We start from the raw sequence: 13,439 nt of genomic DNA, 5'->3' as shown, positions 1-13,439 counted from the left end.
GATGCGGAATGAGCGAAACGTGATGCGTGTCCATGTGGGCGGGCGAAGAACGCGTGCCCGCTGGCTATACTTTTCGCACGGGGGCCGCACCAGTAACGTTTCGATCTACTGAGGATTCATGCGCCAACCGCATCTTGGTCGTCCGGCAACAGCGGTCGGCGCCTGCCCGCTTCCCATCACGCGATCCGCCCGGGCGCTGGCGTCCGCGCGCGCTCGCCGGCACTGCGCGCGGCCGCGGCCGACGCATGCCGTTCGCGATCCGTCGTTGGTTCCGATCGTCTCGCCGCCCAGGATTGCGGCGTCGATGCCCGGTTGTTCCGCCTCACCCGCGTTCGCGATTTAGAGACGATCCATCATGAGCAAGATTTCGCGCGCGCTGGCCGTCGCTGCCATCGTCGGACTCACCGGCTGCATGCTTGCGCCGGGCCAATACATCTCGCCGAGCCAATTCGTGCGCAGCGGCGTGGCCGACGACGGCCACATCCAGATGGTCTCGATCACCCCGCAATACCTCGCCGGCGAGCATCGCTCGGTGACCACGGTGCCGGCCGAGTTGATGGCGTACCAGCCCGAGGCTTATCGGATCGGCCGCGGCGACACCTTGTACATCACCATCTGGGATCATCCCGAACTGACTTCGCCGGCCGGCACTCAGCAGCAAGCCGCGGCCAACGGGCGCCTGGTGCGTCCGGACGGCACCCTGTTCTATCCCTATGTCGGTGTGGTCCGCGCCGAAGGCCTGACCATCGAAGAATTGCGCACGCTGCTGACCGACAAGATTTCGCGCTTTGTCGAAAGTCCGCAGGTCGATCTGAGCATCATCGAGTACGGCAGCCAGCGGGTGACCTTGCAAGGCGCGTTCGTGAAAACCGAGCGCCAGTCGATCACCGCCGTGCCGTTGACCCTGGCCCAGGCGATCGGCGCGGCGACGGTCGACCCGATCCGCGCCGACCTGGCCGGATTCGTGCTGACCCGCGGCGGCCGCCAATACCGCCTGGATCTGGACGGGCTCAATCGCGGCGAGTCGGTGGCCAACGATATTTACCTCAAGGCCGGCGACCATCTGTACATGCCGTACAACGACCGCAAGGAAGTCTATGTGGTCGGCGAGGTGGTGCGCCCGCAGGCGCTGACCTTCAAGACCACCGACATGTCGCTGACCCAGGCGCTGGGCCGCGCCGGCGGGCTCAATCCGCTCACCGCCAAGGGCGAGGCGGTGTACGTGATCCGCGGCGTGGAGGACATGAAGAAGCAACCGGCCACGGTGTTCCATCTCAACGCCAAGTCGCCGGCGTCTTACGCGCTGGCCAGCCAGTTCTCGGTGCAGGCGGGCGATGTGGTGTTCGTCGGCCCGGCCGGGGTGACCCGCTGGAACCGCTTCGTCAACCAGTTGCTGCCGTTCTCCAACATCATCAACAACGCGGCCAATACCGACAACTTGCTGGACAAGTGATCGCCGCGCGGCGCGCCGTCCGGCGGCGCGCCGGTGGACCGGATTCAGCGCGGCTGGGATTCGCAGCAGCGCTTGAGCGCGACCAGCGACAGTTCCCAGTAGTAGTTGATGTGGCCGTAGATGGCGTAGTTGCCCAGGTTGCTCAGGGTCAGGCGCACCTCGGTGGCTTGCGGGTCGGCGTGCAGATCCAGGCGGATGATCGCGTGGTTCTCCGGCAGGTCGGGCAGCACCCGCCGCGACAGCGAGTTCCAGTGGCTGTACTCGAGCGCGCGCTCGGGTTCGAACGCCAACACCCGGCCGCTGTTGGTGAAGCGCAGCCTGCCGTGCAAGGTGCCGCGGAAAACGATGGGGCCGCCGACGGTCCAGTCGGTGCTCATCTGGAACGGCTCATCGGACATCCAGTGCGGCACGCAGTGCGGATCGGTCAGCGCGCGCCACACCCGCGCGGGCGGCGCGTCGATGCGGATGCGCTTTTCGACTTGTTCGGGAAATTCGCCGTCTGGTTCGAAGTTCATGCGGTGTGTGTCGGCTGCGAGCAAGCTGGTCAGACCAGCAAGGCGGCGATGAAGCAGAGCGTGGCGAGCAGCGCGGCCCAACTGCGCACATGATTCCAGCGCGTCCAGTCGCGCAAGTAAGCGCTCCAGTGCGCGGCGATCGCCGGGTCTTGGGTCGAGGCGGCGGCCAGGGCGTCGTTCATCGGCACGTTGAATCGCAGGGTGACCGCGAACGTCCCCAGGCAATACGCGGCCGCGCCGGCGCCGATGCACAGCGACGCGGCGCTCAAGCCGTCGGCCAGCGCGACCGCGGCCAGGGCGATCGTCCACAGCGCGGTTCCCAGGAACACCGGCAGGAACCACGGGTTGAGGACCACGCGGTTGATCGATTGCATCGCCGCGGCCGCTTCGGCCGCGGGCCGCTGCGCCAGCGCGGGCATCACGCAGATCGAGAACGCGTAGAAGAATCCGGCCATCAGGCCGCTGGCCGCCGCGGCGACGGCGATGCCCAGGTCCAGCCATTGCTCTGTCATCGCCCTGCGCTCCCGAAAGGCCGCGCGGCGCCGTCATCGTGCGCCGCGCCGCGATTGCCGATGCTGTCTGCAGGCGGTTGCTCGCCACGATGTCCGGGCGAAGATCCGGCAGCCAGGCCGCATCATATCGCCGCCCGCACACGCCATCAGCGTGCTTTTGTAATTTTCCGCGAGCGGCCGACAGGCGCGACGGCAGCGCTTGGGAACGAACGCGACTGGGTCTGCAAGTACGCCCACAACCGGTCCGCGACCGGCCCGTGCGCGCGATCGCGCCGGCGCGCGGCGACCAGTTGTTCGGCGCGGCCGGGCAGGTAACGGCCGGCGATGGACTGCAAGCGGCCGTCGCCCAGTTCCTCTTCGATCAGGAACTGCGGCATGTGGCCCCAACCCATGCCGTGCAGGATCATGTCCTTTTTCATCAGCTGATCGGCGACGGTGCATTGCTGCGCGCCTGCCACGGTGAAGTGATCCTGCGGCGGCGAGTGGCGCGCGCTGTCGCGCATCACGCATTGGGTGAGGCCGCGCATCTGCTCGGGCCGGATCGCGCGGGTGATCGGAAACGGCAGGAATCCGGCGGCGACCACCGGGGTCATCCGCACCTCGCACAGATCGATCCACTCCAGGCGCGGATCGCTCTTGTCGATCCGGTGCAGGATCAGATCGGCCTCGCCGTCGAACAAACGCTCCCACGGCCCGGCCACCGCTTCGAAATGCAGATGCAGGCGGGTGCCGGGGCATTGGGCGAAGAACCGGCTCAGCACGCCCAGCGCCTGCGCGCGCGGGCACAGATCGCCGATCACCACCCGCAGCTCGCTCTCCTCGCCCATCGCCAACCGTTCGGCGTGGGTGCGCAGCGCCTCGAGTTCGCTCAGCAGCGATTGCGCGCGGCGATGAAACGAACGCCCGGCCTCGGTCGGCTGGACCCGATAACCGCTGCGGTCGAGCAGACTCAGGCCCAATTGGCGCTCCAGCTTGGCCACCGCGGCGAACACCGCCGGGTGCGAGCGATGCAAGGCGGCCGCGGCGGCCTGGAAGCCGCCGGCGCGCACCACCGCGTCGAAGCATTGCAAATCGTGCAGAGTGAAGGCGCTCATGGGATTGTCGACTGTGCCTACAAAGACTGTGCGATCTTTGTAATATCAAGCCGGACCCGCCGCAACTAGCCTTGTTTCACGGCCAGCGCCGTTGCAGGAACCCGCCAGGCATTGCGATCGGCGCAAGTCGCGGCTTCCGAAGCGACCCCGTGAGCAAGCCCCCATGACCGCTTTGTCCCATACCCTCGCCGGCGACGGCGTCCGCATCGCCTACCGTTTCGACGGCGACGCCGCCAAGCCGGTGTTGATGCTGTCCAATTCCATCGGCACCAGCCTGCACATGTGGGACGCACAGATTCCGGCGCTGACCCGGCATTTCCGGGTGCTGCGCTACGACCTGCGCGGCCACGGCGGCTCCGGCGTCGCCGACGGCGCCTATTCGCTCGACCGTCTGGGCCGCGACGCGCTCGAACTGCTCGACGCGCTGGGCATCGAGCGCGTGCACTTTCTCGGCCTGTCGCTCGGCGGCATGGTCGGGCAATGGCTCGGCGTGCATGCGCCCGAGCGGATCGAGCGGCTGATTCTCAGCAACACCTCGGCCTATCTCGGCCCGGCCGGCCAATGGGATGAGCGCATCGCCGCGGTGCTGCAGGCGCCGGACATGGGCGAGACCGCGGAGATGTTTCTGCGCAACTGGTTTCCCGAATCGATGCTGCACGGCGATTCGGCGGCGGTGCGCGAGTTCCGGGCGATGTTGCTGGCGACCCCGCAGCGCGGTCTGGCCGGCAACTACGCCGCGGTGCGCGACATGGACCTGCGCCGGGTCATCGCCCTGATTCCGCTGCCGACCCTGGTGATCGCCGGCGAGTTCGACACCGTCACCGCGGCCAGCCACAGCGAGGCCATCGCCGCGACGATTCCGGGCGCGAAGTTGCTGAGCTTGCCGGTGGTGCATTTGTCGAACGTGGAGTTCGGCGAGGCGTTCGAGCGCGCGGTGATCGAGTTCCTGCTGCCGGCTTGAGCTATCGCGTACCCGAAAATCGCGGCATCCATCGCACTTCTCCTGAAAGTTTGCGACTGCGCTCAGCCAAGTCGCGCTCAGCTGCGCTGCGTTATGGTGATCGCCGATTTCGACCTCTCAGCAGGCGCTTGCCATGACCGATCGCGAACGCCGCAAACCCGCCGAGTCGGTAAACCCGGCGGGCCTGCGCGCCGGGCTTACCCCGAAGCAACTCGAAGCGCTGACGACGCTGGAACTGTTCGGCTGGAACTTGCGCTTCGTGCGCCGGCCGATGTTCCTGGACCCGATCCCGGTGTTGTTCCGCGCCGACGGCCAGAAGTTCGTGGTGCTGTTGGCCGACGGGACCTTGGATGAGGATCCGCAGTTCGAGATTCGCGATTGAATCGCGCACGCCGGACGCGCTAGCGGCGGATGGCGAGACCGAGGGCGCATCCGCGCGGACCAGCGGACTTCGAACCCGCCGTCGGCGGTGATAGCCTGCGCCACTGCGGCGCCCGGCGCGCCTGACCTGGCCTGTGCGGCGGCGGGAGAGCGGCATCAAAGTCTTGATTCTCGGCAGCGGCGTGATCGGAACCACCGCTGCGTATTACCTGGCCAAGGCCGGCCACGAAGTCGAAGTGATCGACCGCCAGTCGGCGCCGGCGATGGAGACCAGCTACGCCAATGCCGGCGAGGTCTCGCCCGGCTATTCGGCGCCGTGGGCGGGACCGGGCGTGCCGCTGAAGGCGATCAAATGGCTGCTGATGCGGCACCGGCCGCTGGTGATCCGGCCGGAGTTGGACCCGGCGCTGTTGCGCTGGTGCCTGGCGATGCTGCGCAACTGCACCAGCGCGCGTTACCGCATCAACAAGGCGAGGATGGTGCGTCTGGCCGAGTACAGCCGCGATTGCCTGCGCGAATTGCGCGAAGACACCGGCATCGCCTACGACGCGCGCCAGCAGGGCACCCTGCAGTTGTTCCGCACCCAGCGTCAGCTCGACGACAGCGGCAAGGACATCGAGATCCTGCGCGAGTCCGGGGTGGCGTTCGAACTGCTCGACCGCGCCGGCTATGTGCGGCATGAGCCGGCGCTGGATCTGGTCAAGCACAAATTCGTCGGCGGCTTGCGCTTGCCGGGCGACGAAACCGGCGATTGCTTCAAGTTCACCCAGAACATCGCGGTGCTGGCGCAAGCCCTGGGCGCGAAGTTCCGCTTCGGTGTCGACATCCAGGGGCTGGAGCGCGACGGCGGCGAGCTGCGCAGCGTACGCACCGATGCCGGCGAGCTGCGCGCCGATGCGTACCTGCTCGCGCTGGGCAGCTATTCGCCGCTGTTGCTGGCGCCGCTGGGCATCCGCATCCCGGTGTATCCGGTCAAGGGTTACTCGTTGACCTTGCCGATCAGCGACGCGCGCTACGCGCCGGAGTCGACGATCATGGACGAGACCCACAAAGTCGCGGTGACCCGGCTGGGCGATCGCATCCGCGTCGGCGGCACCGCCGAACTCGCCGGTTACGACCGTCGCCTGCACGAATCGCGGCGGCGCACCTTGAATCATGTGGTCGCCGATCTGTTCCCGCGCGGCGGCGATCCGGCGCAGGCCGAATTCTGGACCGGCCTGCGGCCGATGACTCCCGACGGCACGCCGCTGCTCGGCGCCAGCGGTCTGGGCAAGCTGTTCCTGGCCACCGGCCACGGCACCTTGGGTTGGACCATGGCCGCCGGCACCGGACGGGTGATCGCCGATCTGATCGGCGGGCGCCAGGCCGAGATCAGCCTGGAAGGCTTGGGCCTGGAACGGTATCGGCGCTGAGCGCGTTCGCGCACCGCTAACGCGGCATCGGCGGAGGCTTAACGTCGGCGTCCGCATCCTGGGCGGGAAAACGGATCGCGCTGCCGCTGCAGCGCCCGCGCCCATCGGGAGACGCTCATGCAACTGCACCGAGGCCGATTGATCGATCACGTTCAACTGCGCACCTCCAATCTGGAGGCGAGCAAACGCTTCTACCGCGCGGTGACCGCGGCGCTGGGCCTGCAATCGGATCTGGTCGAAGGGCCCGACGATTTCTATATCGATGAGCTGTACGTCGACCGCGCCGACGGCGAACTCTCGCGCACCCATCTGGCCTTTCAGGCGCCCGACCGCGAGACCGTGCAGGCGTTCCACCGCGCCGCCCTGGCCGCGGGCGGGCGCGATCACGGCGCGCCGGGCGAGCGCAGCTACCACCCGGGCTATTACGCCGCGTTCGTGCTCGATCCGGACGGCAACAACATCGAAGCGGTGTATCACGGCCCGGCCGAGCGTTCGGCGGCGTCGGTGACGATGCAGATTCCCGATCCCTGAGCCGCGCGTCGCGGCGCGGATGCGAAGCCGGCCCCTCGCGGGGCCGGCCGGTGTCGCGTGGTTACGGCCGATGGCCGTGCAAACTCAGCCGTTGCGGCAGGCGTCGCGCGGCAGGGCGTGCAGCTCTTCGCTGGCGTCCTTGAGCAAGCCGTCGAAGTTGGCCTTGTTGTCCTGCGGGCAGAAGTCCTTCACCCGGGTGCCGTTGGAACGGTACTCGACCTGGAACACCGCCTTGTTGCGCTTGATGAACTCCTTGTAGCCGCCGCATTCGTCGTGCTCGTTGCACTCTTCGTTGAGCGCCCAGTCGGCGAAGGTGGCGGCGTAGACGGCCATTTCCGGCCCGTTCTTCAGCCCCATCGACATCCCGCGCGCGTGCGCGGCGTCGACCAGCAGGCCGAGGTAGTGCAGCGAGTCTTCGATGGTCAGCTCGAAACCGGTGTCCTCGGTGTAGGAATCGTCCAGGTCCGGCTCGACGCCGTCGCAGCCCTTGGCCTTGGCGATGTCCAGGCGTTTTTCCATGATCGGCATCAACGCGTCGGTGCGGCGCACGTCGAGCCACTTTTCGTCTTCGAACCCGTCCATCGGCTTGCCGATCAGGCCCGGCACCTTGCGGAACTCGGCTTCGTCGGCGCGGCGGCTGTTGTAGCTGCCCACTTCGGTGTAGCAGACCACGTAGATGCCCTTGGCCTTGAGCTGGGCGATGGTCGTGGCCGGGGTGGCGTCGAGGTCGATGTCGAGCATCTTCTTCGGGTTGGTGGAGCGGTCGAGCACGCTGGCGTTGACGGTGCGGCCGTCGAGCTGCCAGTTCCAGGTGGTGCCCGGGGTCAGCGGCTTCCAGGCGGCCTTGGCGGCGGCGGTGGCGGTCGGGGCGATGGTGGTGGCGGGCGACAGCGCGTGCGCGTTCGCGGCCAGCATCGCCAGGGCGAGCGCCAGGGCCGTTACCGTGAGCTTGTTCATTGCGTCTCCAGAAAAAAGTAGGCGTTGGATTGGGGGACCAGTCGGTGTGGGCCGAGTCGATCGAGAGCGACTCGATCGAGCGCGGCGCCGTTGCCGGCAGTGGAGGTGCGGACACGCCGGGGCGTTGCGCCGTTGCGTTCGCGCGGCCGTTGCGCCGCGCGCCAGCGGCGGATCGGATCGCGCGCGCTCCGCCGGTGTCGGCGGACCCGCGTCGAGCGAGGCAAGGCGGCACGCCATCGGCGTGGGCGGTGCGCGCAGCGGCTCCTGCCTTGCGTCCAGCGTCTGCGCGCGCGACCTGAGTGCGCGGCGCGCGCGCGATGCGGCGCCCGCGCCGGAACGCGCAAGCGCCGAGTCTGCTCGACGGGCCGCCGCGGCCCGGCCCACTGTGGCCGGACCGACCGCGGCAGCATCGCCGGCCGCGCTGCAACGAAAGCTGTCGGGTTTCGCAACTTGACCATTGCATACAATTCGGCCGCGCCGCCGGCCGGGTCCGGGTGCGGAGTTTTGTGACGGCGCGCGAACACCGGGGCCGGATTACCGATGTCGATCCGGCCCGGGAGCGCCCCCCGAACGGTAAGATCGGGCGCTCCGGCGCGGCGCCATGCGCGCGCCGGCTTCGTTCAACGGCTACGGAAATGGACCGGTCCTGGCGCCTCATTTGGCAGACCCTGCTGACCCTGCTGGGTTTGACCGCGGCGGGCTGGGTCGCCGCGCAGCCGTTCGCCCTGGCCCGACTGCACCCTTCCACCGATCCGGCGCCGGCGCAGGTGCTGGCCGGCGCGTTCGAACGCCGCTTCGCGCCGCTGGCCGGCAACCGCATTCTGGTGCTCGACCGCAGCGCGCACTGGTGGCGGCTGACCGCGACCGAGGACGTGCCGGCGGCCGGTTCGCCGCAGTTGGTGCTCGATCAGCCGTATCGCAAACTGGTCAGCGTCTGGCGTAACGGCGCCGACCGGCCGGTGCGGCGTTCGGTCCACGGCAAGGCCGCCGACTTCGGCCATTCCTCGCGCTTTCTGGTGTTCCCGCTGGACGGCGGATTGCGCCGCGGCGAAGTGATCTACCTGCGGGTGCTGGCGACCGATCTGACCGTCTCGGCGTTGAGCATCGAGCCGCTGGACAGCGTGCATCGCCAGGACATGAACCACGTCGCCCTGCGCAGCGTGGTACTGACCGCGCTCGGGGTGATCGCGTTGCTCGCGTTCGGTTTCTGGGTCGGTTTGCGCGAGCCCGGTTACGCCTTCCTGTGCGCGACCTTGCTGGTGCAGACGCTGAATCTGGCGGTGGAGGGCGGCGAAATCCGGATCATCCCGTGGTTCGCCGACATCCTGCCCGACCGGCGCAGCAACGTCGTGCTCAATACCGCGGCGGTGCTGGCCAGCGTGCGCTTTCTGATGTTCTTCCTGGACCTGCGCGCGACCCAGCCGCCGGTGGCCAAGCTGCTCAACGTGTGCAGCTGGTTGCTGGGCGGCTTGCTGGCGGTGTCGGTGTTCCGGACCTGGCGGATCAGCGCGAGCTTCGGCAACGCGGTGTTGCTGGTGGTGATCGGCGCGATCGTTTACGCCAGCGCGGTGGCGATCGCGCGGCGCCAGCGCGAAGCGTATTTCCTGATGCTGGCGTGGACGCCGCTGGCGGCGGTGCTGATCGTGTTGATCGGCGCGTATCAACGCTGGTGGCCGGCGTATGCCTGGCTCGAATACGCCTATCCGGTCGGGCTGGTGCTGGGCGGTCTGGGCTTGCTGCTGGGGCTGGCGGCGAAACTGCAGCAACTGCGCCGCGACCGCGACAACGCCAAGCAGCGCGCGACCTACGATCGCCTGACCAGCGTGATGACCCGCGCGGCGATCGAGGAGGGCTTGCGTCAAGCGATCCTGGAAGCGCACCGCGACCAACGGCCGCTGACCGTGGTGTTTTTCGATATCGACCATTTCAAGCGCATCAACGATGAGCACGGCCACAGCGCCGGCGACGAAGCGCTGCGCACGGTGGCCGAGCGCACCCGCGCCCGGTTGCGCGCGACCGATCTGTGCGGCCGTTACGGCGGCGACGAAATCCTGGTCGGCCTGCCCGGTGCGCGCCTGGACCAAGGGCTGGTGGTGGCCGAGCATTTGCGCCGCACCGTCAGCGCCAACCCGTTGACGGTGAACGGGCGGATGTTGCCGCTGAGCCTGAGCGTCGGTGTGGCCGAACTGCGTCCGGGCGAGAACTTCGAACAACTGCTGGAACGCGCCGATGCGGCGCTGTACGCCAGCAAGGCCGGCGGCCGCGACCGGGTCACGGTGCAGCAGGCGGCGGTGGGCGAGGTGACGATCTGAATCGGCCGGCGGCGATGCGGCGCCGGTCGCGACAGCGGTAACAAAACCGGCGGGCCGTCGCGATCAATTGGCCGCGTCGTGCGCCAGCGCCGCTTCGATCGCCCGGCGCACGATCGCCAGCCCCGCGCGCGTGTCGGCTCGGGTGGCGCCGGCGAAACCGAACACCAGCCCGCTGCGCTCGCTGGCGCCGTACTTGCTGAGCGGGTGGACCACGATGCCGGCGCGGGCGCAGGTTTCGGCGATGGCGCGGTCGTCCAGGCCCCGGCCGAGTTCGCGCTTGAACAAGCCGGCGACGTGCATGCCGGCGATGGCCGGGCCGAAGTCGAGCAGGTCGGCGAGCGCGGCGGCTTGCTCGACAAAGGCGATCCGGCGTTCGTCGTACAGCGCGCGGGTCTTGCGCAAATGCCGGCCCAGATGGCCTTCGTGGATGAAGGCGGCGAGCGCGCCCTGCATCAGCAGCGCGGTGTGGCCGTCGGCGGCGTGCTTGGCGTCGACGAAGCCGGCGATCAATGCTTCGGGCACGATCGCGTAGGCGATGCGCAAACCGGGAAACAGAATCTTGTTGAAGCTGCCGATGTAGATCACCCGGCCGTGTTCGTCCATGCCCTGCAACGAGGCGATCGGCCGGCCGAGGTAGCGGTAATCGCCGTCGTAGTCGTCTTCCAGCACGTAGCCGTCGTGGCTGTGGGCCCAGGCCAGCAGCGCCTTGCGCCGCTGGAGCGACATCTCCACGCCGAGCGGGTACTGATGCGCCGGAGTCACGTAGGCCAGGCGCGCGCTCGCATTCAGTGCGAGCGCGGCCTCGACGTTCAAGCCCGAGTCGTCCACCGGCACCGCCACCACCTCCATGCCGGCCGCGCGCAGACAGTGCTGCACCGGTTGATAGCCGGGCGTTTCGCACCACGCCGCGTCGCCGGGATCGGCCAACACCTTGGCCGCCAACTCCACCGCTTGCTGGGTGCTGGTGACCACCACCACCTGCTCGGGCGAGCAGCGCACCGCGCGCATCGCCGAGGCATGCGCGGCGATCGCGCTGCGCAAGGCCGGCAGGCCGTTGCTGGCGCCGTATTGCCAATACTCGTCGCCGGGCTTGCCGGCTTCGCGTTGCAGCAGGCGGTTCCAGACCGCGCGCGGGAACGCCGCGATCGGCGGCAGCGACGGCGTGAACGGAACCGCCGAAGCGGCGGTGTAATGCCCCGGATAAGCGCGCAGGGCTTGCGCGCGCCGCGACAGCCGCGGTGGCTCGGTCTCGGCGACCGGCCCGGCGGCGCGCGCGGGCGTCAGCGGCGGCGCGTCGCGTTCGGGCAAGCGCGCGGCGACGAAACTGCCGGCGCCGCGGCGACGGACGATGTAGCCGTCGGCGACCAGTTGGTCCAGCGCCCAATCCACGGTGTTGCGCGCCACGCCCAGGTCCTGGGCCAGGGTGCGGCCCGACGGCAGCCGCGCGTTCGGCGCCAGCGCGCCGCTGACGATGGCGGCGCGGATGCGTTCGCAAATGCGCGCGTACGCGGGCTGGCCGCTGTCCGGCTCCAGCCCGGTGACGTCGACGCAGAACACGGAACCGGCATGTTTGGCCATGCCGCCATGCTACTAGGCCCCGACCCGGGTGTGCTGCATATACCAATTGGTTTCCCAGGTCTTGCCGTCGAGCGAGAACGCCTGCTCCCAGCGCGCGTGGTCCTTGTCGATGCGGGTCCACAGGAAGCGCACTTTGATCGGCCGGCCCTCGTCGGTGTCGTCGCCGTAGAAGACGCCGCGGTTTCCGTCGAAGCCGCCGGCCACCGGCGGAAACAATTCGCCGGTGGTGCTGTTGATCCAGTACAGATACCAGCGCCGTTCCTTGAGGTTGAACACGCGCACGGTCATGCCCTGCCAGCCCTTGGTCGGGAACGCGCCTTCGTCGAGGTTGACCACGCCGCCCATGCGGCTTTCGCAACGCAGCGAGGCCGGGAATTCATCCCACTCGTCGCTGCCGACCCAGCGCTGCTTCAGGCGCTTGTTGACGAAGGTCCAGTCGCCGACGAAGAAATCGAAATCGCGCACATCGCCGGTCGGCAAGGCGATGTCGGTGCCTGCCAGTTGCTTGGCCGGCGCCGCGGTGGACGCGGCGGCCAGCGGCGACAGGCCGATCGCCGCGGCGCCGGCGACGGCATCGATCAGCAAACGGCGGCGGGCGGTGGAGACGGGTCGGGACATGCGGGCGGCTCGCGCTGGACTGGCGGGCACGATGCGCGCGCGGCGGCCGGGCGCGGAAGGGCCATTAAGCGCGGCGCGTGCAGGCCAGTGGCCGGCGCGCCGCTCAGCGCGGCGGGCGCCGGTGCCCATCACGCAGCATTTGCCGGTGGTGCGACTCGGCGCAGGCCGGGCCGCAGTACAGGCGTTCGGGTTCGCCGTCGAAGGGCTCGAAGCAGTTCAGATTGAGGCAGTAGCCTGCCGGTGTTGGCCGCACGCTGGCTTGCGCGCTTTGTTCGCGCGCCAGCAGCGATTGGGCGAGGTTGATTTGTTCGAAGTGTTGGGCTTGATCGATCAGGTCGCTCATGCGCGGGTTACCTCCTTGGTTCGTATCGGTGGAAGGTGACGGCGAGCGTTCGCGCCGCGTCGGCCGTCGGGCTGGGCGCAGCGTTCCACCCCGGCGTCGCACCGGACGAAACTGATCGGCAGCACAACGGACAATCGCGCCGCGCGTCCGGTTCATGCTCTGTCGCAGGCTTTGATCCGAGGCTGGAGCAGGCTGAGATGGCCGGCAAAACCGGCGGGAGGTTGCGATGGGCTCGAATGAGATTTCGGTGCGCGATCCGGCATACGACGCGCAAATCCAGCAGGCCATGCAGGCGCTGCGTTCGGCGACCTGGTTCGCCTTGAGCGAGGGCGACCGCTACAGCGCGCTAGGGCGCAAGGCGGTGGCGAACTCGTTCTACAACTTGCTGCCGATGTTGGCTGAAGTGCGCAAGGCGATGGTCGGGGAGCCTGGTGCTGAAGCATCGGCGCAGGCCGGCGATGCGGCGCCTACTTCTTCGGCTCCGCATCTGCGCTTGGTGACGCCGACTGAACCGGAGCCGGGCGAAATTCGTTGACGGCTCGCTCGGCGCTTGGCGCCGAGCGAGAAGTGGCTTGCCGCGAGTCGCTAAGAGCAAAGTCAAAATGGGTTCCGGATTTCGCCGGAATGACGGTAGGGAAGGTCGTGCGGTTTTGCGGGTTGCGTTGTCGGCGGTGTTGCGTGCGATATCGTCTGAGAGCAAAGTCAAAATGGGTTCCGGCTTTCGCCGGAATGACGGTGGGGTGTGTGACGCGGTTCTGCCGACTGTGTTGTC

Annotated in this window: 14 protein-coding genes; 7 read left to right on the top strand and 7 right to left on the bottom strand. The window is 68.4% G+C overall.

The genetic code is table 11. From position 1 onward, the window contains the following. The first annotated feature begins 355 nt into the window (after nt 1-355). Nucleotides 356-1,453: a polysaccharide biosynthesis/export family protein gene (locus V7787_RS18765; protein ID WP_336089033.1), complete on the top strand. Its 1,098-nt coding sequence runs from the start codon at nt 356-358 to the stop codon at nt 1,451-1,453. 44 nt (nt 1,454-1,497) lie between these two features. On the opposite strand, the gene V7787_RS18760 is transcribed toward V7787_RS18765, so the two are convergent. From V7787_RS18760 to V7787_RS18750, 3 genes are all read right to left on the bottom strand, one after another. Further along, nucleotides 1,498-1,968, bottom strand: coding sequence for an SRPBCC family protein (locus V7787_RS18760; RefSeq protein WP_336089032.1), 471 nt, complete (start codon nt 1,966-1,968; stop codon nt 1,498-1,500). A 29-nt stretch (nt 1,969-1,997) separates the two neighbouring features. Then, the gene (locus V7787_RS18755; RefSeq protein ID WP_336089031.1) at nt 1,998-2,480 is read right to left on the bottom strand and encodes an anthrone oxygenase family protein; all 483 of its coding nucleotides are present in this window, start codon (nt 2,478-2,480) and stop codon (nt 1,998-2,000) included. A 146-nt stretch (nt 2,481-2,626) separates the two neighbouring features. Next, the gene (locus V7787_RS18750; protein ID WP_336089030.1) at nt 2,627-3,574 is read right to left on the bottom strand and encodes a LysR family transcriptional regulator; all 948 of its coding nucleotides are present in this window, start codon (nt 3,572-3,574) and stop codon (nt 2,627-2,629) included. 163 nt (nt 3,575-3,737) lie between these two features. Here V7787_RS18750 and pcaD point away from each other — a divergent pair, with 163 nt between their 5' ends. From pcaD to V7787_RS18730, 4 genes are all read left to right on the top strand, one after another. Continuing rightward, entirely contained in the window at nt 3,738-4,535 is a 798-nt protein-coding gene (pcaD, locus tag V7787_RS18745) for a 3-oxoadipate enol-lactonase (protein ID WP_336089029.1), read from the top strand. A gap of 133 nt (nt 4,536-4,668) precedes the next feature. Then, on the top strand, nt 4,669-4,917 hold the full coding sequence (locus tag V7787_RS18740; protein ID WP_336089028.1) for a hypothetical protein: 249 nt from the start codon (nt 4,669-4,671) through the stop codon (nt 4,915-4,917). A gap of 154 nt (nt 4,918-5,071) precedes the next feature. Beyond that, nucleotides 5,072-6,328 (top strand): D-amino acid dehydrogenase, encoded by a 1,257-nt coding sequence (locus V7787_RS18735; protein WP_336089078.1) that lies wholly within the window; start codon nt 5,072-5,074, stop codon nt 6,326-6,328. A 117-nt stretch (nt 6,329-6,445) separates the two neighbouring features. Next, the gene (locus V7787_RS18730; RefSeq protein ID WP_336089027.1) at nt 6,446-6,859 is read left to right on the top strand and encodes a VOC family protein; all 414 of its coding nucleotides are present in this window, start codon (nt 6,446-6,448) and stop codon (nt 6,857-6,859) included. Between the two features lie 84 nt (nt 6,860-6,943). Here V7787_RS18730 and V7787_RS18725 read toward each other — a convergent pair whose 3' ends face one another. Further along, complete coding sequence (locus V7787_RS18725) at nt 6,944-7,816, bottom strand: endo alpha-1,4 polygalactosaminidase (protein WP_336089026.1); 873 nt, start codon at nt 7,814-7,816, stop codon at nt 6,944-6,946. A 635-nt stretch (nt 7,817-8,451) separates the two neighbouring features. Between V7787_RS18725 and V7787_RS18720 the strand changes: the two genes are divergently transcribed. Next, nucleotides 8,452-10,128: a sensor domain-containing diguanylate cyclase gene (locus V7787_RS18720; protein WP_336089025.1), complete on the top strand. Its 1,677-nt coding sequence runs from the start codon at nt 8,452-8,454 to the stop codon at nt 10,126-10,128. A 63-nt stretch (nt 10,129-10,191) separates the two neighbouring features. Here the strand turns inward: V7787_RS18720 and pdxR are convergent, their stop codons facing one another. The 3 genes from pdxR to V7787_RS18705 form a co-directional block, all read right to left on the bottom strand. Continuing rightward, nucleotides 10,192-11,706, bottom strand: a complete 1,515-nt coding sequence (gene pdxR, locus V7787_RS18715) for a MocR-like pyridoxine biosynthesis transcription factor PdxR (RefSeq protein ID WP_336089024.1) — start codon at nt 11,704-11,706, stop codon at nt 10,192-10,194. Nucleotides 11,707-11,718: 12 nt separating this feature from the next. Next, nucleotides 11,719-12,324, bottom strand: coding sequence for a hypothetical protein (locus V7787_RS18710; RefSeq protein WP_336089023.1), 606 nt, complete (start codon nt 12,322-12,324; stop codon nt 11,719-11,721). Nucleotides 12,325-12,427: 103 nt separating this feature from the next. Further along, on the bottom strand, nt 12,428-12,667 hold the full coding sequence (locus tag V7787_RS18705; RefSeq protein ID WP_336089022.1) for a hypothetical protein: 240 nt from the start codon (nt 12,665-12,667) through the stop codon (nt 12,428-12,430). Nucleotides 12,668-12,893: 226 nt separating this feature from the next. On the opposite strand from V7787_RS18705, the gene V7787_RS18700 reads away from it, so the two are divergent. Then, nucleotides 12,894-13,202, top strand: coding sequence for a hypothetical protein (locus tag V7787_RS18700; RefSeq protein WP_336089021.1), 309 nt, complete (start codon nt 12,894-12,896; stop codon nt 13,200-13,202). The last annotated feature ends 237 nt before the right edge of the window (nt 13,203-13,439 follow it).

This window comes from Pseudomonas sp. CGJS7, from assembly GCF_036961695.1.
The sequence above is the reverse complement of the archived record's forward strand: the minus strand, read 5'-3'. Positions and strand labels throughout refer to the sequence as shown.

Coding starts and splice junctions, on each gene's coding strand:
- V7787_RS18765 (WP_336089033.1), top strand. CDS start 356: ATGAGCAAGATTTCGCGCGCGCTGGCCGTCGCTGCCATCGTCGGACTC.
- V7787_RS18760 (WP_336089032.1), bottom strand. CDS start 1,968: ATGAACTTCGAACCAGACGGCGAATTTCCCGAACAAGTCGAAAAGCGC.
- V7787_RS18755 (WP_336089031.1), bottom strand. CDS start 2,480: ATGACAGAGCAATGGCTGGACCTGGGCATCGCCGTCGCCGCGGCGGCC.
- V7787_RS18750 (WP_336089030.1), bottom strand. CDS start 3,574: ATGAGCGCCTTCACTCTGCACGATTTGCAATGCTTCGACGCGGTGGTG.
- pcaD (WP_336089029.1), top strand. CDS start 3,738: ATGACCGCTTTGTCCCATACCCTCGCCGGCGACGGCGTCCGCATCGCC.
- V7787_RS18740 (WP_336089028.1), top strand. CDS start 4,669: ATGACCGATCGCGAACGCCGCAAACCCGCCGAGTCGGTAAACCCGGCG.
- V7787_RS18730 (WP_336089027.1), top strand. CDS start 6,446: ATGCAACTGCACCGAGGCCGATTGATCGATCACGTTCAACTGCGCACC.
- V7787_RS18725 (WP_336089026.1), bottom strand. CDS start 7,816: ATGAACAAGCTCACGGTAACGGCCCTGGCGCTCGCCCTGGCGATGCTG.
- V7787_RS18720 (WP_336089025.1), top strand. CDS start 8,452: ATGGACCGGTCCTGGCGCCTCATTTGGCAGACCCTGCTGACCCTGCTG.
- pdxR (WP_336089024.1), bottom strand. CDS start 11,706: ATGGCCAAACATGCCGGTTCCGTGTTCTGCGTCGACGTCACCGGGCTG.
- V7787_RS18710 (WP_336089023.1), bottom strand. CDS start 12,324: ATGTCCCGACCCGTCTCCACCGCCCGCCGCCGTTTGCTGATCGATGCC.
- V7787_RS18705 (WP_336089022.1), bottom strand. CDS start 12,667: ATGAGCGACCTGATCGATCAAGCCCAACACTTCGAACAAATCAACCTC.
- V7787_RS18700 (WP_336089021.1), top strand. CDS start 12,894: ATGGGCTCGAATGAGATTTCGGTGCGCGATCCGGCATACGACGCGCAA.